The organism is Paraburkholderia sp. EG286A (assembly GCF_040965375.1).
GTDB lineage: Bacteria > Pseudomonadota > Gammaproteobacteria > Burkholderiales > Burkholderiaceae > Paraburkholderia.
In genome coordinates, this window is record NZ_JBFRCB010000008.1 from 258,219 (window position 1) to 283,331 (window position 25,113).

The 25,113-nt window shown below is 63.9% G+C and carries 26 protein-coding genes; 5 read left to right on the forward strand and 21 right to left on the reverse strand.

Annotated features, from left to right (window positions below):
* Positions 1 to 34: 34 nt before the first annotated feature.
* The 10 genes from AB4Y35_RS33185 to AB4Y35_RS33230 all read right to left on the reverse strand — a co-directional run bounded on the left by AB4Y35_RS33185 (position 35) and on the right by AB4Y35_RS33230 (position 10,681).
* Entirely contained in the window at positions 35 to 328 is a 294-nt protein-coding gene (locus AB4Y35_RS33185; RefSeq protein ID WP_368707752.1) for a gamma-butyrobetaine hydroxylase-like domain-containing protein, read from the reverse strand.
* Positions 325 to 1,320 carry a HEAT repeat domain-containing protein gene (locus tag AB4Y35_RS33190; RefSeq protein WP_368707753.1) on the reverse strand — a complete coding sequence of 332 codons (996 nt, stop codon included), beginning with the start codon at positions 1,318 to 1,320 and terminating at the stop codon, positions 325 to 327. The genes AB4Y35_RS33185 and AB4Y35_RS33190 overlap by 4 nt, the downstream gene beginning before the upstream one ends.
* Before the next feature lie 35 nt (positions 1,321 to 1,355).
* Positions 1,356 to 2,126: an ABC transporter ATP-binding protein gene (locus AB4Y35_RS33195; protein WP_368707817.1), complete on the reverse strand. Its 771-nt coding sequence runs from the start codon at positions 2,124 to 2,126 to the stop codon at positions 1,356 to 1,358.
* A 44-nt stretch (positions 2,127 to 2,170) separates the two neighbouring features.
* Positions 2,171 to 3,031, reverse strand: a complete 861-nt coding sequence (locus tag AB4Y35_RS33200; RefSeq protein ID WP_368707754.1) for an ABC transporter permease — start codon at positions 3,029 to 3,031, stop codon at positions 2,171 to 2,173.
* 49 nt (positions 3,032 to 3,080) lie between these two features.
* Positions 3,081 to 4,508, reverse strand: a complete 1,428-nt coding sequence (locus AB4Y35_RS33205; protein ID WP_368707755.1) for an ABC transporter substrate-binding protein — start codon at positions 4,506 to 4,508, stop codon at positions 3,081 to 3,083.
* 46 nt (positions 4,509 to 4,554) lie between these two features.
* Complete coding sequence (locus AB4Y35_RS33210; RefSeq protein WP_069266595.1) at positions 4,555 to 4,800, reverse strand: ferredoxin family protein; 246 nt, start codon at positions 4,798 to 4,800, stop codon at positions 4,555 to 4,557.
* Between the two features lie 11 nt (positions 4,801 to 4,811).
* Complete coding sequence (locus AB4Y35_RS33215; protein ID WP_368707756.1) at positions 4,812 to 6,551, reverse strand: fumarate reductase/succinate dehydrogenase flavoprotein subunit; 1,740 nt, start codon at positions 6,549 to 6,551, stop codon at positions 4,812 to 4,814.
* On the reverse strand, positions 6,548 to 7,318 hold the full coding sequence (locus AB4Y35_RS33220; protein ID WP_368707757.1) for a GntR family transcriptional regulator: 771 nt from the start codon (positions 7,316 to 7,318) through the stop codon (positions 6,548 to 6,550). Before AB4Y35_RS33220 ends, AB4Y35_RS33215 begins: the two co-directional genes overlap by 4 nt.
* A 738-nt stretch (positions 7,319 to 8,056) precedes the next feature.
* Positions 8,057 to 9,409 carry a C4-dicarboxylate transporter DctA gene (gene dctA, locus AB4Y35_RS33225; protein ID WP_368707758.1) on the reverse strand — a complete coding sequence of 451 codons (1,353 nt, stop codon included), beginning with the start codon at positions 9,407 to 9,409 and terminating at the stop codon, positions 8,057 to 8,059.
* Between the two features lie 105 nt (positions 9,410 to 9,514).
* The gene (locus tag AB4Y35_RS33230) at positions 9,515 to 10,681 is read right to left on the reverse strand and encodes a mandelate racemase/muconate lactonizing enzyme family protein (RefSeq protein WP_368707759.1); all 1,167 of its coding nucleotides are present in this window, start codon (positions 10,679 to 10,681) and stop codon (positions 9,515 to 9,517) included.
* A gap of 138 nt (positions 10,682 to 10,819) precedes the next feature.
* Here AB4Y35_RS33230 and AB4Y35_RS33235 point away from each other — a divergent pair, with 138 nt between their 5' ends.
* Both AB4Y35_RS33235 and AB4Y35_RS33240 read left to right on the forward strand, forming a co-directional pair.
* Positions 10,820 to 11,749, forward strand: coding sequence for a LysR substrate-binding domain-containing protein (locus AB4Y35_RS33235; RefSeq protein WP_368695630.1), 930 nt, complete (start codon positions 10,820 to 10,822; stop codon positions 11,747 to 11,749).
* A gap of 138 nt (positions 11,750 to 11,887) precedes the next feature.
* Positions 11,888 to 12,790, forward strand: a complete 903-nt coding sequence (locus tag AB4Y35_RS33240; RefSeq protein WP_368707760.1) for an NAD-dependent epimerase/dehydratase family protein — start codon at positions 11,888 to 11,890, stop codon at positions 12,788 to 12,790.
* A gap of 62 nt (positions 12,791 to 12,852) precedes the next feature.
* Here AB4Y35_RS33240 and AB4Y35_RS33245 read toward each other — a convergent pair whose 3' ends face one another.
* From AB4Y35_RS33245 to AB4Y35_RS33260, 4 genes are all read right to left on the reverse strand, one after another.
* Complete coding sequence (locus tag AB4Y35_RS33245) at positions 12,853 to 14,094, reverse strand: cystathionine gamma-synthase family protein (protein WP_368695632.1); 1,242 nt, start codon at positions 14,092 to 14,094, stop codon at positions 12,853 to 12,855.
* Positions 14,095 to 14,190: 96 nt separating this feature from the next.
* Positions 14,191 to 15,177 (reverse strand): GNAT family N-acetyltransferase, encoded by a 987-nt coding sequence (locus tag AB4Y35_RS33250; protein ID WP_368707761.1) that lies wholly within the window; start codon positions 15,175 to 15,177, stop codon positions 14,191 to 14,193.
* Between the two features lie 110 nt (positions 15,178 to 15,287).
* Positions 15,288 to 16,559: a cardiolipin synthase gene (gene cls, locus AB4Y35_RS33255; protein WP_368707762.1), complete on the reverse strand. Its 1,272-nt coding sequence runs from the start codon at positions 16,557 to 16,559 to the stop codon at positions 15,288 to 15,290.
* Between the two features lie 73 nt (positions 16,560 to 16,632).
* Positions 16,633 to 17,109, reverse strand: coding sequence for a MarR family winged helix-turn-helix transcriptional regulator (locus AB4Y35_RS33260; protein ID WP_368707763.1), 477 nt, complete (start codon positions 17,107 to 17,109; stop codon positions 16,633 to 16,635).
* Positions 17,110 to 17,204: 95 nt separating this feature from the next.
* On the opposite strand from AB4Y35_RS33260, the gene AB4Y35_RS33265 reads away from it, so the two are divergent.
* Entirely contained in the window at positions 17,205 to 17,573 is a 369-nt protein-coding gene (locus AB4Y35_RS33265) for an antibiotic biosynthesis monooxygenase (protein ID WP_368707764.1), read from the forward strand.
* A 105-nt stretch (positions 17,574 to 17,678) separates the two neighbouring features.
* On the opposite strand, the gene AB4Y35_RS33270 is transcribed toward AB4Y35_RS33265, so the two are convergent.
* The 6 genes from AB4Y35_RS33270 to AB4Y35_RS33295 all read right to left on the reverse strand — a co-directional run bounded on the left by AB4Y35_RS33270 (position 17,679) and on the right by AB4Y35_RS33295 (position 22,253).
* The gene (locus AB4Y35_RS33270; protein WP_368707765.1) at positions 17,679 to 18,020 is read right to left on the reverse strand and encodes an RcnB family protein; all 342 of its coding nucleotides are present in this window, start codon (positions 18,018 to 18,020) and stop codon (positions 17,679 to 17,681) included.
* A 63-nt stretch (positions 18,021 to 18,083) separates the two neighbouring features.
* Positions 18,084 to 18,290, reverse strand: coding sequence for a hypothetical protein (locus AB4Y35_RS33275; RefSeq protein ID WP_324162967.1), 207 nt, complete (start codon positions 18,288 to 18,290; stop codon positions 18,084 to 18,086).
* A 292-nt stretch (positions 18,291 to 18,582) separates the two neighbouring features.
* On the reverse strand, positions 18,583 to 19,077 hold the full coding sequence (locus AB4Y35_RS33280; RefSeq protein ID WP_368707766.1) for a molybdopterin-dependent oxidoreductase: 495 nt from the start codon (positions 19,075 to 19,077) through the stop codon (positions 18,583 to 18,585).
* A gap of 145 nt (positions 19,078 to 19,222) precedes the next feature.
* A complete protein-coding gene (locus AB4Y35_RS33285; protein WP_368707767.1) occupies positions 19,223 to 20,764 on the reverse strand; it encodes a methyl-accepting chemotaxis protein in 1,542 nt (513 codons plus the stop codon).
* 149 nt (positions 20,765 to 20,913) lie between these two features.
* Positions 20,914 to 21,213 carry a DUF3311 domain-containing protein gene (locus AB4Y35_RS33290; RefSeq protein ID WP_368707768.1) on the reverse strand — a complete coding sequence of 100 codons (300 nt, stop codon included), beginning with the start codon at positions 21,211 to 21,213 and terminating at the stop codon, positions 20,914 to 20,916.
* A 26-nt stretch (positions 21,214 to 21,239) separates the two neighbouring features.
* A complete protein-coding gene (locus tag AB4Y35_RS33295; RefSeq protein WP_368707769.1) occupies positions 21,240 to 22,253 on the reverse strand; it encodes a DapH/DapD/GlmU-related protein in 1,014 nt (337 codons plus the stop codon).
* Positions 22,254 to 22,455: 202 nt separating this feature from the next.
* Here AB4Y35_RS33295 and AB4Y35_RS33300 point away from each other — a divergent pair, with 202 nt between their 5' ends.
* On the forward strand, positions 22,456 to 22,911 hold the full coding sequence (locus tag AB4Y35_RS33300) for an MEKHLA domain-containing protein (RefSeq protein ID WP_368707770.1): 456 nt from the start codon (positions 22,456 to 22,458) through the stop codon (positions 22,909 to 22,911).
* 28 nt (positions 22,912 to 22,939) lie between these two features.
* Here AB4Y35_RS33300 and AB4Y35_RS33305 read toward each other — a convergent pair whose 3' ends face one another.
* Complete coding sequence (locus tag AB4Y35_RS33305; RefSeq protein ID WP_368707771.1) at positions 22,940 to 23,581, reverse strand: TetR/AcrR family transcriptional regulator; 642 nt, start codon at positions 23,579 to 23,581, stop codon at positions 22,940 to 22,942.
* Positions 23,582 to 23,881: 300 nt separating this feature from the next.
* Here AB4Y35_RS33305 and AB4Y35_RS33310 point away from each other — a divergent pair, with 300 nt between their 5' ends.
* Positions 23,882 to 25,111, forward strand: coding sequence for an efflux RND transporter periplasmic adaptor subunit (locus AB4Y35_RS33310; protein WP_368707772.1), 1,230 nt, complete (start codon positions 23,882 to 23,884; stop codon positions 25,109 to 25,111).
* The last annotated feature ends 2 nt before the right edge of the window (positions 25,112 to 25,113 follow it).

The following is a 25,113-nucleotide window of genomic DNA, read 5'->3' on the forward strand; positions in this document are numbered from 1 at the left end:
GCGAGCCGGGTGGCTGTCAGGTCCGGGGCGCGAGCTAGCGGACCTCTTCGCGCCCAAGTTGCTCGAGGTAGGGCCAGGGGTAGATGCCGCGTGCATGGCCGTCGCTGAACGCGAACTGCACGCCGTAGCCCATCGGCTCGATGCCGATCAACGTCACGTCCGCTGCGGCCGCGGGCGCGGCGCCGCCGAGCCGCATGCGCCGGCAGGCTGCGCACGGGCAGGCCGCGCGCAGGCGGGCGTGGTCCACACGATGTGTCTCGCCCGCCGGCCAGCGGAGCATGAGCGCTCGCGCGGCGGCGTCGTTGCGGACCTCGAGCGGCGTGTTCATGGCGCTGCACCCTCGATCTGGCCGATAGCGATGCGCACGGCCTTGCGCACCTCGGGATCACGGTCCTGCAGCGCGTTCTGCAGCGCCGGCAATGACGCGCGCGCGCCGAGTTCTCCAAGCGTGAGCGCCGCTTCCTTGCGCAAATTGCTGATCGAATGCGCGAGTAGCGTGGCGACGGCGGTGGCCGCTTGCGCATCGCGTAGCTGTCCGAGCGCGCGAGCCGCGCGCAGCCGGACTTGCCAGTAGGCGTCGTCGAGCGCTTCGACAAGCGGTGCGAGTGCCGTCGCGGCACGCAGCTTGCCAAGCGTCGTCGCGGCTTCTTCGCGCACTTGCCAGGCGTCGTCGCGCAACGCCGTGAGCAGCGCGTCGAGCGTGGCCTGATCGTCCGGTGACGCGAAGCCGAGCGCGCCAACGGCGGCGCGGCGGACCTCCGGGTGCGCGTCGCCGGCGCCGAGCGCGGCGAGCGCCTCCAGCGCGCGTTCCTCCTTCAGCCAGCCGAGCACGGCGACGGCCTCGAGCCGTACGTCGGCCTCAGGGTCCGCGAGCGCGTGCAGCGCGGGCTCGAAGGCATCCGCGAAGCGGAGTTCGCGCAGGCCGCGCAGCGCCGCTCGGCGCACGAACGGTTCGGGCCGCGCGGCCCACCGGCGCAGCACGTGGCCCGAAGACTGGGCTTTCAATTCCGAAAGACTTTGCGCCGCGGCTTCGCGCACGTCGTCGTCGGTGTCGAGCAGCGCCGCGCAGAGCGCTTCGACGACGACGTCGTCTTCCCACGAGGCCAGCACGGCGGCGGCTTCGCGGCGCACGTCTGGTGCGGGATCGTCGCGCAGCGTGGCTACGAACGCGGGCAGCAGCGTTTCGTCTTCGAGATCGGCGAGTTCGAAGAGCGCGATGCGGCGCACGGCGGCGTCGGCGTCGGCGAGGCGCGCGAGCAGGGCGCTCGCTTCGGCGCTCGGGTGCGGCGGGTTCGGCGAAATGGGAGCGGAAACGGTCATGGGAAAAGGCAGTTGTCTGGTGGGCGCTTGCGGGGCTACGCCGCTTCGCGCAGCAACGCGAGGCAGCGGCGCTTGATGTCGATGAAGCCGGCTTCGGTCGTGCTCTCGTCGCTGCGCGGCCGCGCGAGCGGCACCGCGATATCGGCAACGAGGCGCGCGGGTCGTTGCGAGAGCATCAGGATGCGATCGCCGAGAAACAGCGCTTCGTCGATGTCGTGCGTGACGAACACGACGGTCGTGCGGATCTGCGTCCAGATGTCGAGCAACAGCGTCTGCATCATGCGGCGCGTTTGGGCGTCGAGTGCGCCGAAGGGCTCGTCCATCAGCAGAATGCGCGGGCGGTTGATCAGCACGCGTGCGATTTCCACACGCTGCTGCATGCCGCCCGACAACTGCGCGGGGTAGTGCGACTCGAATCCCGCGAGGCCGACCAGCGCGAGCAGTTCGGCGGCTTCGCGGCGACGCTCGCTCGCTCCAACGCCCTTCATCTTCAGGCCGAAGGCCACGTTGTCGATCACACGCTTCCAGGGGAACAGCGTGTGCTGCTGGAACACGAGGCCGCGCTCGGGATGCGGGCATTCGACTGCGAGACCGTCCACGGCGATTTCGCCCTGCGTGGCCGCGACGTGCCCCGCAATGGCGCCGAGCAGCGTGGACTTTCCGCAGCCGGACGGCCCGAGCACGCACACGAACTCGCCGGGCGCGATATCGATGTCGAGTGAGTCGAGCGCGGCGAAGCGCGCGTGCGGCGGCCCGACCTCCACGGTCAGCGAACGCACGTCGATGCGCCCGGGCGCGCGGGACACCGGCGCCCTGGTGCGGGCTTCCGGGTGGATGGCGGCAGGCGTGTTCACTGGCGTGCTCCCCGCAGGCGGTACCACGGCGTCAGCGCCGCGCCGATGCGCTTGACGAGGAGGCTGCTGCCCATGCCGAGCACGCCGATCAGCGCCATGCCGACGACGATATCCGCGTAGTTCTGCAGCGTATACGATTCCCAGGTGAAATAGCCGATGCCGTACTGCCCGGCGATCATTTCCGCGGTCACGAGGCAGAACCAGGCGGTGCCCATGCCGATGGAAAGACCCGTGAAGATCGCAGGCGCGGCGCCCGGCAACACCACTTCCGTGTAGAGCGACAGCGAGCCGGTGCCGAGCCCGCGCGCGGTGGCGACGAGGCGGGGGTCGACGGCTTCCACGCCGTGGATCGTGTTCAGGAGGATCGGGAACAGCGCACCGATGAACGTGATGAACATCATGCTCAGTTCCGAAGAGGGAAACATCAGGATCGCGAGCGGAATCCACGCGACCGCCGGGATTGGCCGCAGCACTTCGAGCGGCGGCAGCAGCACATCTTCGAGCGCGCGATAGCGGCCGATCGCGAGCCCGAGCCCGACGCCGACCACGGCCGCCGCGCAGAAGCCGGCCAGTACGCGCGTCAGGCTCGCGGCGAGGTGCATCGGCAGCTTCGGCGAATGGAGCAGCGCCCAAAGCGCGGGAATGGCGTCGGCAGGCGACGGGACGTTCGCGAACGTGATGATGCCAAGCGAGAGCCGGTAATGAACGGCCAGTTGCCAGGTGGCCACGAACAGCATGATCGAGCCGGCGCGCCATGCGCGGCGGCGCATCGGTGCGCGGCGCGCTGCGCCTGCGGTTGGTGCCGGTTGCTGGACGGCCGGGCGTTGCCGGGCTGCGAGGTCAAGCGTAGCGGACATGCGGACTCCTCATAAATAGCCAGTGAGCGAGCGGACAGGGCGCGACGCGTTAGCGCGAAGCGAGGGCCTGCTGGGCGCCTGTTTTTGCGGCGGCATAGTCGACGACGGCGCCAGACGTGTGCTGTGCATAGACATCGGCGCCCGCTTTCTGCAGGAAGGCGGTGACGCCGCCATGCGCGTCACGCACGTACCACGCGTCCGAAGCGAAGAGCTTCTGCCCGCTGTCGTGGTCCTGCACATACACCGCGCGCACCTTGCTGCCGGACTGTTCGAGTTTCGCGAGCGCTGCGAATCCTTCTGCCGCGTTCGCATAGTTGCGCAGGTGTGTTTCGCTGGCGACCCACACCTGCGTGACTGCGAGGAAATCGCGGATGGGCTTGCCGGTCAGCGCGTCGTTAGCGGCGAGCGGTTGCCGCGCGTAGTTCTTGAGCGCGGCGTCATAGTCGAGCCCCGACTCCTTGAACGCCTCGCGGATGTAACGGTCGTCGATGAACGTGTTCGCATCGAGATTGACATCCGTCTTCTTGAGCAGCTTCAGCGTGTCGATCGCGGTCGCCACCGCCTGGCGGTACTCGGGCTTCCAGGTGAGATCGCGCGTTTGCAGGCCGAGCGGGCCATGATAGAGGTAGTCGACGGGCGCCTCGATGCCCGTCACCTTCTCGATCAGCAGGCTATATTTTTCGGGATCTTCCGCGATCAGGCGGTTCGCCTCGATCGCCGCGCGCAGATACGCGACCACCACTTCGGGGTACTTCTGTGCGTAGGCGGCATCGACGAGTGCGCCGTGAAAGGTGGGCGCATGGCTTTGCGCGCCGTCGTAGATCTTGCGGGCGATGCCGCGATACGGGAACAGATCGGCGAACGGCACGAAGTCGGCGTGGGCGTCGATCTTGCCCGCCTTGAGGGCGCTGCCGGCCACTTCCGGCGCTTGCGTGATGATGTTCACGTCGGTATCGGGGTTCCAGCCTTGCGCCTTGATCGCACGCAGCAGCATGCCATGCGACGTCGAGGCGAACGGCACCGAGATCGTCTTGCCCTTGAGGTCGGCGATCGAATGCAGCGGCGAGTTGACGGGCACGACGATGCCGTTGCCGCTGCCCTCGGTGCTGCCTTCGAGCACGGTGATGAAGAGGCTCTTTCGGCCCGCCTTCTGGAACGCCGCGCCATTGAGCGAGCCCGGGAAATCGGCCATGGCGCCGAAGTCGAGCTTGCCGGCCACCATTTCGTTCGTGAGCGGCGCGCCGGAAGTGAAATCTTTCCACTGCACGTCGTAGGTGACGTTCGCGTATTTGCCGGTGTGCGGCAGATACTTGTCGAGCAAATGCAGTTCGCGGATCAGGAGGCCGCCCGTCGCGCAGTTGATGGTGGTGTCCTGGGTGCCGATCGCGACGCGAATCGTCTCCGCGTGTACGGTGATCGCCGCGCTCAACAGCAGCGGTGCGGCGAGAAGGCGAAGAATCCGTTGGCGTGTTTTCATGGTTAGTTTGGCAGGCGATTCGGGAACCGTCGTGGGGTGGCAGCGGTTAGCGCAACAGGTACGGAATGTCGACCTTGACGGCGCCGGTCGGGCAGTCGCGTTCGCAGGGCATGCAATACCAGCATTCGTCGAATTGCATATAGGCCTTACCCTTGCTCACGTCGATCGCGAGCAGGTCGAGCGGGCACACGTCCACGCAGACCGTGCAGCCCTTGTCGGCGATGCAGCGGTCTTCGTCGATCGTGACGGGCGCACTGCTGCGCTGGAAGATTTCGTGCGGCGTATAGGACATATTCGAATTCCTCAGTGTTCGGTGGCGAGTTCCGCGGATTCGCGAATGCGCAACTGATCGTAGGCGCCTCGATCCGCTTGCGCGAGCGGGACGATGTACGGCTCGACCGCGCGCTTTTCGCTCGTCATCCTGCCGGATGCGTCCTTGCGCAGATGCGTGTGGCAGAACCATTCGGCGTCGTTGCGCTGCGGGTAGTCGACCCGGTGGTGATACAGACCCCAGCGGCTTTCGGTGCGGAACAGCGAGGCACGCGCCGCCATTTCCGCGCAGTCGCGAATGGCGCGCACCTCGGCGGCGCGCATCAACTCGTGCGCATTGTTGGCCTTGATCGACTCGATGTCTTCGGCGATCTCGTCGAAGCGCTGCAGGCCGATCTCCATCTTGCGCGTGACCTTGGGCGGCTGAAGATAGTCGTTCACCATGCGGCGCAGCTTGTATTCGACCTGTGCCGGCGCAAGTCCGTTTTCGCGCTCGAGCGGCGCGTAGATGCGCGCGCGTTCGGCGGCGATCTGGTTTTCGTCGAGGCTCGCGTGCTCGCGGCCTTCCACGTATTCGGCCGCATTGGCGCCCGCGAACCAGCCGTAGGTGAACGCGCCCAGCATGTAGTTATGGGGCACGGCCGCCATGTCGCCTGCTGCATAGAGTCCGGGCACGGTCGTCTCCGCGCGCGAGTTCACATAGACACCCGATGCGCTATGCCCGCTGCAAAAGCCGATCTCGGAGATATGCATCTCGACCATCTGCTGACGGTAGTCCGTGCCGCGTCCCGCGTGGAACCGGCCGCGGCTCGGACGCTCGTTGGTGTGCAGGATCTGCTCGATGGTCTGGATCGTTTCCTCGGCAAGATGGTCGAGCTTCAGGAACACGGGACCATTGCCGCTCTGCAGTTCCTGGTAGAACTCCCACATCATCTGGCCGCTCCAGTAATCGCATTCGATGAAGCGCTCGCCCTTGCCGTTCGCGGTGAAGCCGCCCAGCGGCCCGGTGACATAGGCACATGCCGGTCCGTTGTAGTCCTTAATGAGCGGATTGATTTGAAAGCATTCCAGATTCGCGAGGGCGGCGCCCGCGTGGTACGCCATGGCATAGCCGTCGCCGGCATTGGTCGGATTCTCGTAAGTGCCCATCAGGTAGCCGGAGGAGGGCAGGCCGAGGCGGCCAGCCGCGCCGCAGCAGAGGATCACGGCTTTGGCGCGCACCACGTGGAACTGCGCCGTGCGGCAGTCGAAGCCGAGCACGCCGCTTACGCGGCCCTGCGAGTCGGTCATGAGCCGCGTGGCGACGATGCGGTTCGTGATCTCGATGCGCGCGCGTTTGAGCTGCCGGTAGAGGATCTTTTTCACGTCGTGTCCTTCGGGCATGGGCAGCACGTAGGCGCCCATGTGATGGACCTTCTTCACGGCGTAGTCGCCGTTGCCGTCCTTCTCGAACTTCACGCCCCAGCGGTCGAGTTGCTCGATGGTCGTGAAACTGTGGCGCGCATACGCATAGACGGCCTCCTGGTCGACGATGCCGTCGTTGGCGACGGTGATCTCGCGGGTGTACTGCTCGGGTGTGGCGTGGCCGGGAATGATGGCGTTGTTCAGGCCGTCCATGCCCATCGAGATTGCGCCGCTGCGCTTGACGTTGGCTTTTTCGAGCAGAAGCACCTTGAGCGCCGGGTTGCGTTCCTTGGCCTTGATTGCCGCCATTGGGCCGGCCGTGCCGCCGCCGACGACCACGATGTCGTATTCGAGCACTTCGGTATTCATTGCGCTTTCCTTCCCCTTGCACGGGTTTTCTGGCGGTCGATGCGCAGCCGGTACTGGAAGGCGTCGCCGCGGAAATACAGGTATTCGTAGTCGATGGGATTGCCGGATGCGTCGTGCGTCAGGCGTTCGATCCGCAGCACCGGGCTGCCGTCTTCCACGCGCAGGGCGCGGGCGATGTCGTCGTCGGCGAGAATCGCGTCGATCGACACATCGGCATGGCCGAGCGGCACGCCGCAGTCGTTCTCGAGAATCAGAAAGATGTCGCGCGTAGCGAGGTCGGCGTTGGCGAGCCGCTTGCCGAGCGCTTCGGGCACCCACGTCAGTTCTAGCGACACCGGTTCGCGATTGAGCATGCGCACACGGTGGATTTCCGTGACCGGCGCGCCTTCCGGGAGATTGAGCCGCTGCGCGACGTGGCGATCGGCTTTGATGATCCTGAAGCTGCGCAACTGGTTGACGATCTCGTAGCCCATCGACGACATCGCTTCCGCGAAGCCTTGCAGCGAGGTCACGTTCTGGAATGCCTTGGGCCTGGAGACGAACGTGCCCTTGCCGTGCAGCCTGAAGACCAGGCCTTCCTTTTGCAGATCGCCCAGCGCCTGGCGCACGGTGATGCGGCTGACGCCGAACAGGGCGCATAGCTCGTGTTCGGAGGGCATCTGGCTGTGCGGCGCATAGGTGCCGTTCAGGATGCGCTCGCGCAGTGTGTCCTTGATCTGGACATAGAGCGGCTGGGGGGAAAGCGCCACCAGATTCGTTCGGGGCATGGTTGGCTTGTCATAACAAGATGGATGTGGAGTTTAGGCAGGGTTCCATCTGCGGCAAACTAACGAAATCTGATATGTATTTCTTTGGTGTTTGGGTTTGCTTTGTTGTGGTTTTTGATGCTATCGCGGAGGGGGTGGTTCTTGGCGCTTTTGGCCTTTTCTTGTTTTCGCGTCGGTATGCATGGGTTGCCCCTGTGCGGGGCGGCACCTACTTTTCTTTGTCCCCCAAGGGGACTTCCTTCGGGGCGCACGGCAAAGAAAAGTAGGCAAAAGAAAGCCGCTCAAACCGCCAGTGCCTGCCACCGTTCACATCTCGTCGTACATGGTGAATGGCTCCGGAGCGTCTGTCACCTCGCAGCTTCAAAGGTAGTGACAAGGCGCTCATCCTTCCGGCGGCGCTACGCGCGCCGAAGGGCATAACTTAAAACCATTGGGGCGCGTGCGTTTTCGCGAATGCTCGTTCGTACCATCCGGTTTCCCATACAGACCCAACCGCAGCGCGCGTAGCGAGCAGCGGGATGAATGAGCCCTTTGTCACTAACTTGGGTGGTGCGAGGCGACAGACGCTCCGGAGCCATTCACCATGTACGACGAGATGTGAACGGTGGCAGGCACTGGCGGTTTGAGCGGCTTTCTTTGCCTCCTTTCTTTGCCGCTGCAAAGAAAGGAGGTGCCGCCCCGCACAGGGGCAACGCCTGCATACCGACGCGAAAACAGGAAAAGGCCAAAACACTCAATTCACAGATGGTTTTCTACCAGCCCCCTCGAGCCAGAAGCAGGCTCGCCATCATGCAAGGGCAAATCACCAGCGCCGGACGCGTCCTCAATCTCCCCATTCAAAACCGCCCGCGCCCGCGCAACATCCATCGCACCTTCCCACCGTGCGACCACAATCGTAGCCACGCCATTACCGATCAGATTCGTCACAGCACGAGCCTCATTAAGAAACCGATCCACCCCCAACAACAGCACGAGCCCGGAAACCGGAATCTTGTGCATCGAAGCAAGCGTAGCAGCGAGCGCAACAAACCCCGCTCCGGCCACCCCGGCAGACCCCTTCGAAGTCAGCAGCAAAACGCTCAGCACGACAAGCTGATCGAGCAGCGAGAGATGAATGTTCATCGCCTGCGCGACGAAGAGGGCCGCCATCGTGAGATAGATCGCCGTGCCGTCCGCGTTGAACGTATACCCAGTCGGCAACACCATGCCGACAACCGGCCGCGAACAGCCGAGGTTCTCCATCTTGACGAGCATCTGCGGCAGCACGGCCTCGGTCGACGCCGTGCCGAACGTGATCAGGATTTCGTCCCGGATATAGCGGAGATACTTCCACAGCGAAAAGCCGCAAACGCGCATGACGAGCCCGAGCACGACCACGACGAAGACAATCGACGTCAAGTACAGACAAAGCATCAACTCGCCAAACGAAGCCAGCGTGCCGAGCCCGTACTTCGCGATGGTGAACGCCATGCCGCCAAACGCGCCCACGGGCGCAACATACATGACGATACGCACGACGCCGAACATGCCCTGCAAGAACATGTCGAGCATATCGACGAGCGGTGCGGTGCGCGGGCCGAGCTTCGCCAGCGCAATGGCGAACAGCACCGAGAAAAAGATGATCGGCAGAATCTCGCCGTTCGCAAACGCGCCGACGATGCTGTTCGGCACGATGCTCATGAGGAATCCGAGCGCCGTGTGATCGTGGGCCGCGTGCGCGTAGCTGGCGATCGCCGAGCTGTCGAGGTGCGCCGGATCGATGTTCATGCCGCTGCCCGGCTTGATCACGTTCACGACGACGAGGCCCACGAGAAGCGCGATGGTCGATGCCACTTCGAAGTAGAGCAGCGCCTTCACGCCTACGCGGCCCGCCTCGTGCAGATCATTCATGCGGGCAATGCCCACGACGACCGAGGCGAAGATGATCGGCGCGAGCGCCATGCGGATCAGCTTGATGAAGAGGTCGCCAAGCGGTTTGAGATCGGCCCCGATATCCGGATAGAAGTGCCCGACGAGAATGCCCGCCAGGATCCCGATCAAGACCTGTATGTAGAGCTTCGAAAGATACTTTTTGAGTTTCGAGGGCCGCATGTCTGTCTCCTGAGCATGGCGCCATCCAGGTGAACTTGGGCGACCGCCAACCGCCATGCGTGCAGCGGTTGTGTTTCCGGTCGCGCTTTTTTCTTCGCTGCGGCGTCAGGCCGCGAGCTTCTGCATTTCCGCAAACAGGTCGGCCTTGCCCTCGAAGCCGATGCCGGGCAGGTCGGGCATCGTGATGTAGCCGTTGTCGACCTTCACGCCGTCGGGGAAGCCGCCATAAGGCTGGAACAGGTCTGGGTACGACTCGTTGCCGCCGAGCCCGAGACCCGCGGCGATGTTGAGCGACATCTGATGGCCGCCGTGCGGAATGCAGCGGCTCGCGGACCAGCCGTGCTGATGCAGCATCTCCAGCGTGCGCAGATATTCGACGAGGCCGTAGCTCAACGCGCAGTCGAACTGCAGCCAGTCGCGGTCGGGACGCATGCCGCCGTAGCGGATGAGGTTGCGAGCGTCCTGCATCGAGAACAGATCCTCGCCGGTCGCCATCGGCTTGTCGTAGTAGTTGCGCAGCGTGGCCTGCAATTCGAAGTCGAGCGGGTCGCCCGGCTCCTCGTACCAGAACAGGTCGTATTGTGAGAGCGCTTTCGCGTACTGGATCGCGGTGTCCAGATCGAAACGGCCATTGGCGTCGACGGCCAGCTTTTGACCGTCGCCCAGCACGCTCAGGATCGAATCGATGCGGCGCAGGTCTTCGTCGAGCGACGCGCCGCCAATCTTCTTCTTCACGACCGTGTAGCCGCGGTCGATATAGCTGCGCATTTCGTCCTTGAGCTTGTTGTGGTCCTGGCCCGGGTAGTAGTAGCCGCCCGCCGCATACACGAAGATCTTGCGGTCGGGCTGGCCGTTGCCGTAGCGGTCGGCGAGCAGCTGGAAGAGCGGCTTGCCTTCGATCTTCGCCACGGCGTCCCACACCGCCATGTCGATCGTGCCGATCGCAACCGAGCGCTCGCCGTGGCCGCCCGGCTTTTCGTTGGTGAACATCGTCGCCCAGATCTTGTGCGGGTCGAGGTTGTCGCCCGCGTCGTTCACGAGCGAGGCGGGATCGGCTTCGAGAATGCGCGGGATGAAGCGCTCGCGCATCAGCGTGCCCTGGCCATAGCGGCCGTTCGAGTTGAAGCCATAGCCAATGACGGGCTTGCCGTCGCGGATCACGTCGGTGACCACGGCGACGAGGCTGAGCGTCATCTTGCTGAAGTCGATATAGGCGTTGCGGATCGAGGAACTGATCGGCACGGTTTTTTCGCGGATTTCAACGATTCTCACGGGTGTCTCCTGGTGGCGCGGCCAGCATGCGCGGTCGTTCTCGCGGTCGTTCGCGATGCGCTGGCTGTGGGAGACGCTAGGTTATGCGCCCGGATCGGCACTATGATTCACTTGTTTTCACATCTTTATTAACTCACGGTGAAGAATGACCTGACCTCCTACCTGGAGTTTTTCGTCCTGCTCGGACGTTACGGAAACCTTTCAAGCGTCGCGCGCGACATGGACATCACGCCGCCGGCGGCGACCAAACGGCTCGCGCAGCTCGAGGCGCGCCTGGGCGTGCGCCTGGTCAACCGGACCACCCGCAGCGTAAGCCTGACCGCTGAAGGCGAGACCTTTCTGCACTACGCGACGCGCATTCTTGCCGAAGTGAAGGAAATGGAAGACGTGGTGTCGTCGAGCCGTTCCGTCACGCGCGGCTTGCTGCGTGTGAACGCGACGCTCGGCTTTGGGCGCACGACGATCGCGCCGCTCGTTTCGGAGTTTGCGAGGCGGCATCCGCATGTCGAAGTGCAGCTCGATGTCACCGACCGGCCGATCGATCTCGTCGAAAGCGGCGTGGATCTGGCGATCCGTTTTGGCGAGCTGCCCGACAAGCGGCTCATTGCGCGGCGCATCATGACGAACCGCCGCTTGCTGTGTGCCTCGCCGCGCTATCTGGAGACGCAGGGCACGCCCGCAACGCTCGGCGATCTCGCCAATCATCAGTGCATCGTGCATCGGCAGAACGACAACGCTTACGGCATATGGCGCCTCGAGCGCGGCGGCGAGGCGCATTCGGTGAAGGTGCACGGCATGCTGTCGAGCAACGACGGCGATATCGTGCTCGGCTGGGCGCTCGACGGGCACGGCATTCTGCTGCGCTCGGAGTGGGACCTCGCGAAGTATCTGGAGAGCGGGCGCTTGCGCGTCGTGCTGCCCGAGTTCGTGCAGCCGCTGGCCGATTTGTTCGTGTACTACCCGAACAAGCGCAATCAATCGGCGCGTGCGCGAGCGTTCATCGATTTTCTGGCGGAGCGGTTCAATCGGCACGCTGCAGTGGCTGCGCCCGCGCAATCGGGCGCGTAAAGCCCTTGTTTGTCTACTCGCGCTGCAGACAATCCATCCGGCTGGAAAGCGAGCGGTGGTCATTACAGCCGGCCAATGTTTGCGGTAACGTGCGCGTTTGCAGAGGCTGGAATGACGCCACGAACAGGAGAGAGACAGATGACAAAGCGAGTGATAGTGACCGGCGGCAGCGGCCTGGCCGGCAAATGGGTGGTCGAGAACCTGGTCGCGCACGGCTACGAAGTGTTGAATCTGGACCGTGTGCCCATGCCGAAACGCACCGCGCGCACGCTGGTCACGGACATCACCGACGCGGGCCAGGTTTTCAATGCGATCGCCTCGACCACGGCGCCGGTGGAATTCGCCGACGACCTGGAGCCGAAACCGATCGACGCGATCGTTCATTTCGCGGCGATTCCTCGCATCATGTTGACGACCGATAACGAGGTCTACCGCATCAACGTGATGGGGACTTACAACATTCTCGACGCCGCTGCGAAGCTGGGGGTCCGCAAGGTGATCCTGGCCTCGAGCGAGACGACCTACGGCGTGGTGTTCGCCCACCGGCATCGCGATCCGGCGTACTTTCCGCTCGACGAGAACTATCCGGTGGATCCGATGGACAGCTACGCCACCTCGAAAGTGGTCAACGAAGTGACCGCCAAGGCATTCCAGGCGCGCACCGGGTCGGACATCTACTGTTTTCGCATCGGCAACGTGCTCGATCCCGAGGACTACGCGAAGTTTTCCACGTGGCTCAAGGACCCCGCGCTGCGCAAGCGCATTGCATGGAGCTATATCGACGGGCGCGACCTCGCCAACGCATGCCGCCTCGCCATCGAAACGGACGGCCTCGGCTTCGAGATCATGAACGTCGCGGCGGACGACGTGTCGTCCGACTTGCCGACCCAGACGCTGCTGGATCGCTACTATCCGGGCGTGCCGGTCAAGAAGGCCCTCGGCGAGTTCGAGACGCTGCTCAGCAACGAGAAGCTCAAGCGGCTGCTCGGCTGGCAGCAGCAGCACTACTGGCGCGACGAGGCAAAACGCTTCAATCCGTAAGCGCTGCAAACGCACGGGGTCAGTGTGTGCTGGCCCCGTTCACGACATCTACATTCCCGGCGTTATGCCGCCAGCTTGAGCGCTTGCGAGAAGTCCGCGATCAGGTCGTCGATATCCTCGATGCCCGCCGAAAGCCGCAGCATGCCGTCGGAGATGCCCATCGCCTTGCGCGTCTCGGCACCGGCTTCGAAAAAGATCGTCGGCGCGACAGGGATGATGAGCGTGCGCGTGTCGCCGAGGCCGGTCGCCTTGATCGGCAGTTCGAGCGCGTTGACGACGTCGATCATGCGCTCCGCGTTGAGCAGTTCGAACGCGAGCAGCCACGACGCGCCCTTGAAGAGCGCCTGGGCAACCTCGTATTGCGGATGGCTCTTCAAGCCCGGGTAGAACACCTTGCCGATGGCTTCGTGGCCTTCGAGAAACTGCGCGAGCGCGAGCGCATTGTCGCTGCTTTGCTTCACGCGCAGGGCGAGCGTTTCCGCGCCCATGGCGATGGCGTGCGCCTGCTCGGACGACAGCGATGCCCCCATGTCCCGCAGGCCCTTCTTGCGGATCTGCAGGAGCCCCTGATCTTTCGCCGCCGAACGCCGATAGTCGTCGGCGATGTTCGGATACGCGCTCCAGTCGAACAGGCCCGTATCGGTCACCGCGCCGCCGAGCGCGGCGCCATGGCCCGCGATGGTCTTCGTCAACGAGTTGATGACGAGGCTCGCGCCGACCGCCTTCGGCTGGAACAGGGCGGGCGAGGTAATCGTGTTGTCGACGACGTAGACGATGCCGCGCTCGCGGCACAGCTCGCCGATGCCTTGCAGGTCGGGAATCTGCGTGCCCGGGTTCGCGATGGTCTCGACGAACACCATGCGCGTGTTCGGCTGGATGGCGTTCTTCACGTTTTCGGCGTCGCAGGCGTCGACGGTTGTGACTTCCACGCCAAGCGTGCGCAACGTGCCGAACAGGCTGTTGGTGTTGCCGAACACATAGCGGCTCGACACGAGATGATCGCCCGCGCGCAGCAGCGTGAGGAAGGTCGCCGTGATCGCAGCCATGCCGGTGCTGAAGCAGACCGTGCCGGTGCCGCCTTCCAGGCTCGTGATCTTGCGCTCGAGCGCGGCCGTCGTGGGGGTGCCTTGCCGCGCGTAGTTGAAGCCGCCTTTTTTCGTGCCCTGAAACACGCCGATCAGGTCCTCGACGCGCTCGAAACCATATTGCACGGACGTATGAATCGGCTGGCGCACGCCGCCGTGCTCGGTGCCCGCGATCCTGTCGCCGTGAACGATGCCAGTGGTGAAGCCTTGCTTGCTCATGCTTACTCCGTTTCCCAAGTCGATTGCGTTTGGCACATTATCGCCTGTAACGCGCGTAGCCGGCAGCGGGGACGCACCGGGCCAATCCGGCGAGCGCTAACGCAGTTCGGACTCCGACGGTTCCAGCACGCTGCGCAGCTTGCCGAGTAGCCAGTTGACGAACGCGTTGTTGTGCCGATAGTGATTCCAGGTGGGAATCTGGCGGGCGCCCAGAATGCGTTTGAACTCATAGGATGTCGCGCCCAGCTCGATTTCCTCGTAGCCTTCGCGAATGCCGAATTCGACCGTGCGAATGAACATGGCGAAGTACAGGCCGTATTGCTGGCTCTTGTCGTAGTCGAGCCCGATATAGCGGTTGACGAGGTGCCGTCCCTTGCCGATCAGCTGGGTGAAGCCGATCAGCTCGTCGTCGAGAAAGTACAGCAGATAATGGCTCAGGCTGCGGGTATTGGCGAAATACTCCGGCGTGAGCTTCTCGAACTTCAACTCGGCTTTTTGCCAGGTGTTCAGATAGAGCGCATACACTCGGGCGACGAGGTGATCGGGCAGACCCGCGCATTCTTCATAGCGCAGCGCGGCGGCCTTTTTCAGCTTGCGCTTGAGCAGGTTCCTGCGGTCGCTCTTCATGGCCTGGTAGTAGTCCGGGCTGATCGACAGCACCGGCACGGGCAGGCCTTTGGCCGCCATGAAGCCGCGCAGCGGCAGGTCCTCGGCGAAACCCTTGTACGCGAGCAGGCTCCCTTTCTTCGCAAGCGCCGTGCTGATGGCCGCGAGCGTCTCCTGCGAGACTTCGCCCTGGATGCGGCCGGCATCGACGGTCGGGTGCCCGATGCAGGCCAGCTTGAAGCGGATCCAGCTCAGGCTGTGCTTCAGCCAGCCGCTGGGCAGCAGCGTGTTGAGCCGGAAATCCATCACGAAGTAGGGCGCCACGGTAACGAGCGCGCTGTCCCGGTACACGGCGAAATAACCGAAGCTGAAATCGTCCAGCCGGGCCGTCTGAAAGGCCTGGTAAAACTCCGCCCCCTCCGGCTCGTCGCGCAGAAACCCCTCTGGCGGAGCGGCCAGGTCCTCGATGTGCAGCATGGATTGCGGTCCCTTTTTTCTGTTTGCTTTGTCGACTGCCCAACGTCGGGCACCGATTGTCGGCGATCTTCGCTTCGTTGTCGATTGGCATCGCCGCGCTCGGGCAGGCCTCAGAGCTGCGAATCGAGCAGGGCGGCCGCGTGTTCGAGCAGCTTTTCCTGGAGCGAACGGCTGCGCCAGTCTTCGAGCGTGATGCGTTTGGCGAGGGCGGCGTCGGCATCGAAAATGGCCGTCTGCTGGCGCGCGAAATCGCGGTCGTAGATGTTGAGATTGGCCTCGTCGTTGAGCTTGAACGAGCGGCTGTCGAAGTTGGTCGAGCCGACCGACACCAGATATTCGTCGACGACGATCAGCTTGCAATGGAACATCGTCGGCTGATACTCGTACATCTCCACGCCCGCCGCGAGCAGGTCGCCCCAGCACGCGCGCGACGCCTCGCGCACCGTGTGGGTGTCGATGCGCTTGCCGGGCGTGATGATGCGCACCTTCACGCCGCGCTTCACCGCCTCGACGATCGCGTTGATCGTCAGCTTGTCCGGCACGAAGTACGCCGTCGACAAATGGATGGAGTGCGCGGCGGCGGTGATCGCCATGAGGTACATCAACTCCATGTCGTCGCTGCCGCCCGAGGGTGAACTGCTGAACATGTGCGCGAGGCCGTTGCCCGCGGCGTCGATCTCGGGAAAGTACTGCGGGCCGTGCAGCACGTTGCCCGTCGACTTGACCCAGTTGTCCATGAAGACCGCCTGCATCTGTCCGACCGCCGGGCCTTCGATGCGAAAGTGCGTGTCGCGCCAATGCTTTTCGTCCTGCGCGTGGCCGGTCCATTCGTCGGCGATACCCACGCCGCCGGTAAAGCCGATGCGTCCGTCGATCACGAGCAGCTTGCGGTGCGTGCGGTCGTTCATGCGGCCAAGACCCGTCCAGTGCGGCTTGTGATACAGCACGAGCTGGGCACCCGCCTCGCGCAGCATGCGTTGATAGCGCTTGTCCATCTTCGACGAACCCACCCAGTCGAGCAGCACATGCACGGCGACGCCCGCGCGCGCCTTGTCGGACAGCGCGCGGGCGATTTCTTCGCCAATCGCGCCGGACCAGTAAATGAAGGTTTCGAAGGTGATGGTGTGCTGCGCCGAGCGGATGCCCGCCAGCATCGACGGAAAGATTGCGTCGCCGTTCACGAGCACCTCGAAGCGGTTGCCTTCCACGACGGGCGGCCCGAGCAGCAGCCCCATCGAACGGATGAACTGCGGACTGTCGCTCGCGTAGAGCCGGTTGATCTTGTGCTCGATCTTCTTTTCGCCGCTCGTGAGGTTCGCGATCACCAGGATGACGACGAGCGTCACCGCGACCGTCACGACAATGAGGGCAATGGTCGACATGCGTGGGCCTCGCCTCGCGGATGGTAACGATGCCCTGCTGTAGCACATTGCATGCGCAAGCAGCGCCGGTCGATCAATCCGGCTCGTCGGCTCCGGCCATGTCGTCCAGATTCGCCTGCAATTTCATGATGACGCGGTGCAAGGTCTTGATTTCGTTGACGGTCACGCCATTGGAGAGCTGGTTGACCCAGGGGGCCTGAAGACGCATGGCCGCTTCGAAGGCTTGCCGGCCCTCGTCGGTCAAAACGACAAGCTGCGCGCGGCGATGGTGGGGGTTGGCCTCGAAGCGGACCAGACCGTCGTTGGCGAGGTCGTTCACGATCCGTTGCACGTTTTGCCGATTGGCCCCCAGATCGCGGGCGATCCAGGCCACTGGCTGCGGCCGCTCCGCGGCACGGATGGCGCCGAGCATTTGCCAGCGTGCGCTCGTGAGCCCGAGGCCCTCGACCAGGCGGTCGCCCGAGGTGAGCAGGCCGCTATTGAGCCGGAAGAGGTCGAGCATGATGCCCGACAGGAGTTCGCCGGCCGGTGTTCTCGCAGGTTCATGCATATGTCACCTTATTTTCAAATTGACATCATCATGTCAATTTACTATAAATTGGCCATGACCGGTTGACATCATGCTTTTAGACTCTGGAGTGCACCATGCTGCAATTGCGACCGCTTGATCCTTCTTTCCCGATCGAACGCCAACTTGCCATTGACGCCGAGCCCGTTGTGCTCGTGAATGTTTTCACACTGGATCTGGCCGATGAGGCGAAGTTTCTCGAGGCCTGGCAGGAAGACGCTGCGTTCATGACGCAGCAAGCCGGCTTTATTTCAACGCAACTCCATCGGGCGCTCGGAGAGCAGGCGGCTTATTTGAATTACGCGGTCTGGGAATCCACGGCGCATTTTCGGGCGGCGTTCTCTGCGCCGGCGTTCCGGTCGAGTCTGGGCGCTTACCCTTCCTCGGTGATCGCGTCGCCGCATATCTTCCAGAAAGTGGCCGTGCCGGGTATTTGCGAGAGCTAGCTTTATTTGCCGTCGTTGCGGCTTGATTTCAGGTCGCTATCTGATGCCGGCCCTTGGCCGCGTGGCGGCGAAGAGCGGGCAAAGCGTGGGAAAACAACGGCATGATCAATGGGTGGCGGCGGGCAGAACCGTTGAGATCACACCGGTCGCGCTGGCAACGAGCACGTAGTCGCCGGCTACGCCGACCCAATGGTAGCCGCGCGGGGGCGCTTTCAGGCCGTGCTGGTTCCAGTTTTCGACCACGAAAATCCGGTCACGGTACTCAGGCGGCAGGCGGTCGCCGCGCTGCCAGTCGCGATGCGGAATCGCACCCACCGGACGGTTGGCTCGTTCGATCGACGTGGGCGGCGGGTTGCCCGGACGGTGTTCAGGCTGCGATGCGAACGCGGTGCCTGTCGTGGCGAGCAGGGCGGCAATAATGAAGAGTGTCGTGACTTTCGCTTTCATGGTGAATGTTCCAAATGGCGTTCAAAAAAAGGAAGTGAGATGAAATTTACTTAGGACCGTTGATTACTCGCTAACGGATTCACTTCCACCGGATTCGCTGGCGCGACGCTCCTCATCGGCGACGCGGTTCGACGTACGCTTCTTGACGAGGGATTCGCCGTGCGGGGTAGTGCCTGGCGCTGGCAAGCGGGCCATGGCCATGAACGGCGCCATCATGAGGAGGCCGGCAATCGCGAACGTGGCGTTGAGTCGGTTGATGTACGTGTTCACGGTTTTCTCCCTGACAATGAAGTAAATGATGACTAAATTATCGATGGATTGACTCGAGGTTCGAGGGGAGCCCCGGGAAGACTGCGTCCGAATCCAAAGCTTGCATCAAGTTTACATTTCGTAAGATTTGCTTTCAAGCAATGGGAGCGAAGTTTTTGTGCGGCGTATCGCCTCACAAAATTGGAGCGCGAACACGGCGGCGGTGGCTGCCATAGCCGCAAGGCGAGCCGCGGCCGGGCGTGTCAGTCAGTGACGGCCAGCCTGCCTTGCACAGGCCAGCCGGGGAGCCGGCTCAGAGCGCGAGGACGCGAGCCTCGATACGCGCGAGACGTTTGACGTGGCGCGGCGCGGGTACGAGATCGGCGCCCGAAAACAGCACCGGGGCGCCGTGCTGCGCGTCGAGCGCTTTGTCCCCGCATTCGTACGCGACGATCACCTGCTCGCCAACGGGCGTGTTGAACAGTTCATGCCACGAGAACGTCACGAAGTAACCGTCGTGGCCGATGGCGAGGAAGACCATGCGCTTGAAGTCGCCGTCCACGTCGTTGCGCAGTTCGGCGTGCGCGAGCAGGTCCGTCAGTCGCACGCCGCGATAGGGCGCGACCGCCCGGATGAAGCGCTGCGTGGTGTAGCAGCGCAGGTCGAACGCCGGGCCCGTCACGGCCGGATATTGCCGGAGCGCCTCGAGCGAAAGGGACAGCGGACGCACGAGGCTGCCCGTGAGCTGGAGCGGGGCCCTTTGCCCGGCGGTGGGGTCGATCGGGGCGGGGGCGGTCGCGATTTCCATGCATGAGTCTCCGGGCCGGCAACGTAGCGTTCGCTATAGTCCCGCGTATATTACGCTCGCGACCGGCAGCGGTCAGTCTCGCCCGCAAGATGCCGGACATGCCGCGGCGCTTATGTCCCCCAGCGCGCGCGGCAACCGCTTGAAGTCAGGCGATCGCGCCCTCCCTGAGCCTGAACGCGGCCACGGTCTCGCGAAGCGCGTGCGCCTGCTCGGCCAGCGCATACGTCGCAGCCGATGCCTCCTCCACGAGCGCCGCGTTCTGCTGCGTGACCTCGTCCATTTGCGTGACGGCGATGTTCACCTGCTCGATGCCGGTCGACTGCTCGCGCGACGCCGTCGAAATATCCTGCACGGTGCCGGAAACGCGCTGCACGGCTTCGACGATCTCGTCGATGATGTGGCCGGCGTCGGCCACCTGGGACGATCCGCTTTCGACGTGTTCCTTCGACTGCTCGATGAGCGCCTTGATCTCGCGCGCCGCGCTCGCGCTGCGCTGCGCGAGCGTGCGGACTTCGCCCGCGACGACGGCGAAGCCGCGGCCTTGCTCGCCCGCGCGCGCCGCTTCGACGGCGGCGTTGAGCGCAAGGATGTTGGTCTGGAACGCGATGCCGTCGATCAAGCCGATGATCTCGCCGACCTTGCTCGAACTGTCCGCAATGGACTGCATCGTGCCGACCACGCCGCGCATCACCGTGCCGCCGCGCGCCGCGGTCTGCGCCGCCGTCCCCGCAAGCGAGCTGACGTGCTCCGCGTTCTGCGCGTTCATGCGTACGATCGACGTCAGCTCTTCCATGCTTGCGGCCGTTTCTTCGAGCGACGCCGCCTGCTCTTCGGTGCGCGAGGACAGATTCTGGTTGCCCGAGGCGATCTGCGCGCTCGCCGTTGCCACGCCTTCGGCATTGGCGCGGACCTCGCTCACCACACGGGCGAGGCTCGTCTGCATTTTCGCGAGCGCAGTGAGCAGCTCCGCGGTTTCGTCGTCGCCATGCGCATGCAGATCGGTCGACAGGTCGCCGTCGGCGACCTCGCGCGCAAAGTCCACGGCGCGGCCCAGCGGGCTCGTGACCGTGCGGCTGAACAGCACGCCGCCCGCCAGCGCGAGCAGGAACGCGACCACCATCAGCACCGCGCTCACGATGGTGGCGTGCGCGGCCTGCACCGCGGCCTGGGTGGCCACTTGCGCGTTGGTGGCGGCAATGGTCTGCGCGGCGCGGTCGAGCAACTGGGCTGGCGCGCGATCGACGCCGGCGACCACGGTATCGCCAGCAACGGGATCGGCGCCCGCCGCCTTGAACGCCTCGAAGCCCTTGCGATACCCCTGGCCCATCGCCTCGTGCGCCTCGGCGAACTGCGCGACGAGCGTGCGCGCTTCGCCTTCGGGCAGTTTCGTTTCGAGCGCGGCGGCGAGATCGTTCACGGTGCGCTCGCGCTTCTGAAACGCGCTCCAGTAACGATCGAGTTTTTGCGGGTCCTTGCCGCGCAGGAGTGTGTCTTTCCACTCCTGCACCTGCAGCTTGAACTCGACGAGCGTGGCCGACACCATGCGCTCGCTCGCGGCAGCGTCCTGCACGGTGGTGCGGTAAGTATCGATAGCCTCGTTGAGCGTGTGGATGCCGTAGAACGCACCCGCCGACATGAGGGTGAGCGACGCGGCGAAGGCGAGGGGAATCTTGCGGCTGAGTTTCATGGGAGTCGTATGGCTGTAAATGCAGGGGCGCATGACGCGCCGACCTCCTTATTACGGCTCGAGCCTGCTGTTCTTGAGTTTTCGCGCATTACGCCTGCTTTCGTCATACATATGCCGTTGTAAACACCTTGCGCGTGCAGCGCCGCGAGCTAGAGCCCGGCCTCCCCTTCAACCGCTTCGAAATGAAACTCGGCCGCGGAGTCCGGGTCTGGCGCCGGGGCACCGTCGCCCCTTGCGGCGCGATTCGCGGCATTTACGTCGCTTGCGAGAAACACGATGCCGCTTGTCACGCAGCCACCCAGCAGCCAGAACAGCGGATACCAGTAGAAGAACGGCATGCCGTCCCACATGGGATCGATCGTGTTCCAGGCGGGCACGGCGATGAGGGCCAGCCACGGCAAATACAACAGGGAAAGCCAGCGTCGCCGCGATTCTGGATTGTCTTTCAATCGAAATGATCAGGGTTGCGAAATAACTAGCTGTCCAACGTGACGAGATACGGTTGAGGCGAGGGACGGTGCAGCGACGGATGCAGCGACACCCAGCTCCTGGCACTTTCCAATGCCTCGATCTGACCGGTTTGCGAATTGCGCCGATACACGAGGCCGCTCCGGCCGCTGAGGTCGATGGCTTTCACCACGTCACCCGATGCAAGCCGGATGCGGGTTCCCGCCGTGAGGTACAAGCCCGCTTCGACCGCGCAATCGTCTCCGAGCGAAATGCCGACACCGGCGTTCGCGCCCAGCAGGCAACGTTTCCCGATCGTCACCTGATGCTTGCCGCCGCCGGAGGTCGTCCCCATGATCGACGCGCCGCCGCCCACGTCGGATAGCTCGCCCACCAATGCGCCGAGACTGATGCGGCCTTCCACCATGCACGGTCCGGTCGTGCCGGCATTAACGCCGATGAAGCCTTCCGCGGTCACCGTGGTGCCGCAAGCCAGGTGCGCCCCCAGCAGCACCCGGTCGGCATCGGCAATCCAGACGTCTTCGGGCATGACGTAATCGATCATGCGAGGCACCTTGAAGGTGCCGCGAACCTCGCACGGGACACCTTCGGCGCGACATGTGCGAAGCATATCGAGCGCCTGGCCTGGTTCGCATGGTCCGAGCGTTGTCCACGCGACATCGGTCATGAGATCGAGGAAGCCGGTCAGGTTGGCTTGTCGCGGCTGAATGAGGCGACGGCTGATCAGGTGCAAGCGCAAATAGACATCGTGGATGTCCGCAGGCGGGGCATCGAGACTGCCGATCGTGGTTCTCACCGCGACCGTTCGCACGCCCCGGCGCTCATCCCGTCGACCCGCCAGCGCGGCCCATTTGCCCAGTGATTCGCCAGGCTGCGGGCCGGTGAGCGCTGAAGTCGCCGATACCGCGGCATCGGCTCGCAGCGAAGCGAATGGATACCACGTGTCGAGGACCGTGTTGTTGCGGGAAACGGTAGCGAGGCCGAAGCCCACCGCGCCGGTGTTCAGATAGTGAGGTTCCATTGGCGGACTCAAGATGTTGACCCGCTAACAGAACACCCGGCGTTCCGGCCGTATTCCAGCTTGCCTGACGCGCAGACGCAGCCGTTTTTATTGCGTATGCATCGGCGTGTATTTGCCGCTGGGCTGGGCGCCCACTCTCACGCGCGGTTGATAGAATTGCGCAACGCGCAAGCCACCCCTCGACTCGAAGGAGCCAGTCTGCATGACACGGAACACGGATACCGAGTTTTTTCGCCTTCTCGCCAACAGCTATCGCCGCCTGTTGGGCGTTGCGCTCGTACCCGAAGGCATGAGCGACGCAGAGGGCGCGGCCTGGCTCTATGAGCACGCGCCGTTCGGCTTGCTTGCGCACGGCACGCAGGCGGACCCCGTGTTCATGTATGGCAATCGTCGCGCGCAAGCGATCTTCGGCTACGACTGGGACGAAATCACGGCGCTGCCTTCGCGTCTTTCCGCGCAGGCGCCCGAGCGTAGCGAGCGCCAGTCATTTCTCGATTCGGTGACACGCGAAGGCTTCGTGAAAGACTATCGCGGCATCCGCATCACGAAATCGGGGCAGCGCTTCTGGATCGAGCACGCGACCGTATGGCAACTGATCGACGAAGCCGGTGTGCTGCACGGGCAGGCCGCGATGATTCCACACGTCGCGCCGTGCTGACGCGGGCTTGCGCTCGCGAAGCCCGCCATCATTTCGCGTTCTGCGAACCCTTGCGGTTCGCTTGCGGCGCTGCCACGGCATAGCCCGCGAGGAAAACATCGATTGCCCGGTTCACAACCTCCAGCAATTTCGCGCGCGAGGCTTTGACCTCATAGCCAAGCGTCGCGATTTCGACCAGCTCGGCTTCGAGCAGCGCCAGCAGATGGTGCGCGGCGACGGCCGCGTCGCAGGGCCGAATCGTGCCCGCCTCGATCGCGCTCGCCAGAAAGTCGCGCACGTGCATCAAGCCCCGTTTCGGACCCGATTCGTACAAGGTCCGCCCCACGTTCGACCGGTCGACCTCCTGATAGCACAGCCGGCGCGTGGCCAGAAAAGAGGGCTGCAGCACGGCCGTCAGGTAGTGCACCCCAAACGCGACGAGCGACTCGCCCAGCGGCATATCGAGCGTCAGCTGACTGAACGCATGGCGGATTTCCGTCCCGGCGCGGCTCGTCATTGTTTCAGCAAATAACGCCTCTTTCGACTCGAAATAGCTATACAGCGTCGCCTTCGACGCACCCGAACGCGCCGCGATTTGCGTCATCGACGCCTGCTCGAAGCCGACGTCCCGGAACACTGCCAGCGCGGCTTCGATGATGGATTGACGCTTTTCTTCGGTCTTCTTTCTCATGGAGTCTCCCTTCCTCACTCGCTCTCAGGCCGGGACGCGAGCGCCCGCGCCAATACCCCGGCCCGTCACGGATTGAAACATTCGTTGCCGGGTAAGGCGATTGACAGCCATCGATCGTTCCATTATAAACCATACCGTTCAGTTTAGTTATGTGACCGGGAACATCCAATTCAGGGTTGGAAGCTGATGAGCGACGAGGCGTCAGTCTTTCCGGGCTGCAAGACTTCAACCGCTTAGTACTGCGAGTCAATGGCTTTGCGCCTGCCCATGTTCCGGCAAGGCGAGTCAACGCACGATTCGATGGGATATATGCCACAAGAGATTCACGCAAGAGAGAGGCGGAGCTGGAAGAGCCAACGCCTGGGCGCGGCGCTTTTCTGCTCGACCGCCATATTGATCGCCGGCTGTCAACGTCACGACGCCGGGATGCCCGCTAACCCCGCCAGCCAGAGCGTCGAAGTCGGCGTCAAGACGCTCGCACCGCAGCGCATCGTGATGACGGCCGAGCTTTCCGGCCGGCTTTCGTCCCTCAAGGTCTCGGATGTGCGGCCGCAAATCGGTGGCATCGTGCAGAAGCGGTTCTTCGTCGAGGGTTCGGACGTGAAGGCGGGGCAGGTGCTCTACCAGATCGATCCGGCCACCTACCAGGCGACTTACGATCAGGCGCGCGGCACGCTCGCCAAGGCGCAGGCAACGCTCGCTTCCGCAAAGACGAAAGCCGACCGCTACGCACAACTCGTGAAGATCAACGCGGTCAGCGCGCAGGACAACGACGATGCGATCGCGGCCGTTCGCGAGGACGAGGCCGACGTGATCGCGGATCGCGCATCGCTCGAGTCGGCGCGCATCAATCTCGGCTACACGCGGATCACGGCGCCCATTTCAGGCCGCATCGGCGCTTCGTCGGTGACGGAAGGCGCGCTCGTGACCTCGGAGCAGACCACGGCACTCGCCACCATTCAGGCATACGACGAAATGTACCTCGACGTCACGCGCTCGAGCGCCGACTGGCTGCGCTTGCGCAAGGCGTTCGCCTCGGGCCGGCTCAAGCGCTCGGGCACGGGCGCGGCGGTGCAGCTCGTGATGGAGGACGGCACAACGTACGCACACGCAGGCGTGCTGCAGTTTTCGGGCATCACCGTCGACGCGACGACGGGCTCGGTCACGCTGCGCATGGTCTTCCCGAACCCGGAAGGCGAACTGCTGCCCGGCATGTTCGTGCGCGCGCAGCTCGACGAGGGCGAGAGCACGAGCGCGCTGCTCGTGCCGCAGCTCGCGGTCACGCGCGCGTCGGACGGCGGCGCGAGCGTATGGGTCGTCGATGCGACGGGGCATGCGAAGCAGGTGGCCGTGCACGCGGACAGCGCCTATGCAGACCAGTGGATCGTCACGAGCGGACTGAAGGCCGGCGATCGCGTGATCGTGAGCGGGTTGCAGAAGGTGCAGGCTGGCGTGGCGGTACACGTGGCCGCGGATGCCGCCTCGGGCGTTGCTGTGACTTCAGCAGCAGCTTCAGCGGCGAAGTCGTAAGG